1 protein-coding gene is annotated in these 1,694 nt (G+C 48.1%); it reads left to right on the top strand.

Annotation, left to right across the window (positions count from 1 at the left end; translation table 11 throughout):
• Window positions 1-406 precede the first annotated feature (406 nt).
• Window positions 407-1,694, top strand: a 1,288-nt coding sequence (locus ACQY6I_RS18905) for a PAS domain S-box protein (RefSeq protein ID WP_428243068.1), incomplete at its 3' end; no start/stop codon positions are given.

Below are 1,694 nucleotides of genomic sequence, written 5' to 3'. Positions count from 1 at the left end.
AAGCACGGGCTTGGGTAGGAATATCCTTACTCCAGTCTACCCAACTTCCTCAAAATCCTACCTCATTTTCAGAATTGTCCAATAGCCTGCAGGGCGGTCTTGAAGCTATCTTTAGTATAGTCATTAACCGAACTGGAACTAGCTGTGAATCTTTGTCCGGAGCCTCATCACTTTCAATACGATGGATACCCCTATGCTTTGCTATGTTTAAAATACACCTGGGGTTGAGCATTGATCTATATAACCCTTTTTTTCTGCATGATGCTCGCAATAATTTACGGGCTAGTGCTGCAATATAGGCGTGAAAATCTAACTCTGTGCAGGCAATTACGTCATGCTGTAGATAAAACTGACGAACTGTGTATGCGGATTGCTGACCAATCCCATATCTGTAAAGTGAATGAAAATGATTGAATCCGCTGACAACTATCTAAGCGGAAGCACACTGTTATTCATTGGTGGTTCGACAGTTAACCAGATGATAGTTGTAAATAGCCTGGAGAAATCCGGTGCCCTGTTACACGTTGCAGTAAATGCTGAAGAAGGGCTGAAGCTGTCTGAGACCATCCAGCCTGACCTGATTCTACTCGATGTGATTATGCCAGATATTGATGGTTTCGAGGTTTGTCGCTGGCTTAAGGCGAACGCTGCTACTCACGATATTCCGGTAATATTTATAACCTCGCAGACTGACATTGCCGATAAGGTTCGTGGTTTTGAGGTTGGCGGAGTGGATTACATCACCACACCACTGCAGTCAGAGGAATTCAAAACGCGACTGGCGACTCACCTGAGAGTGCTTAAACAGCAGCGGCAAAAGGAGGCGAATAACTCTAGTCTGATGGAGGAGATCGACAAACGTGAGCGTCTGGAGCAGACCTTGCTTGAACAATCGGAATTTCAGCAAAGTCTTCTAAACGCCATTAACGATATGGGTCTCCAGATATGGGTCATTGAGGGTGGACGTGTTGTCTACGTTGGCAACCATAAAACTGCAAACGCATGCGGCTGTACCGAAAAAACGCTCAAAGAACATCCCCCCCTGGCCGACTTTATACACCCTGATGATCGTGAACGAGTGCTTGCTTATTATCGTCGGCACCTGTCAGGAGAGCCTGTCCCATCCAGTTATGAAGCGGCTCTGACCATGCCCGGTCATGGCAGGCGCGAATACGAGATATCCTTAGCAAAAATTCCGCAGAGCGATCCGGTTCGGGTGGTTTCTATCGGCAAGGACATTACCGAGCGCAAAAAAATGGAGATGGAATTGCATCAGCGCGAGGAGGCGTTCCGTGCCATGGCTGAAAATACCCCCGATACAATTGCGCGCTATGATCTTGAATGCCGTCGGATTTACTCCAACCCTTCTTTGGAGAACTTGATTGAGGGTGCCTGGTTATCCGGAAAAACACCTGTTGAGACGAATTCACTCTCCGACTCTTCGGTGGGTTATCTGAAGGCACTTGAGGAGGCAATGGAAACTGGCAGGGAGGTAGAGTACACCCTGCGCTGGCAAGCATCAGGCGATAGAATTATATGGTCGCAGATCCGCATCATTCCCGAGCGCGATGCACAGGGCTGCATCATGTCTGTGTTGGCAATCGGGCGGGACATTACCGAGCTGGTGGAGACCGAGCAGCGCCAGCAAGATTCTCAAAAGCTGTTACGAAAACTATTGATGCACCAGGAAGCAA

The sequence above is a fragment of the Gynuella sp. genome (assembly GCF_050297175.1).
Taxonomy (GTDB): domain Bacteria; phylum Pseudomonadota; class Gammaproteobacteria; order Pseudomonadales; family Natronospirillaceae; genus Gynuella.
Note: the sequence above shows the minus strand (reverse complement) of the source record. Positions and strands in the feature narration are given on the sequence as shown.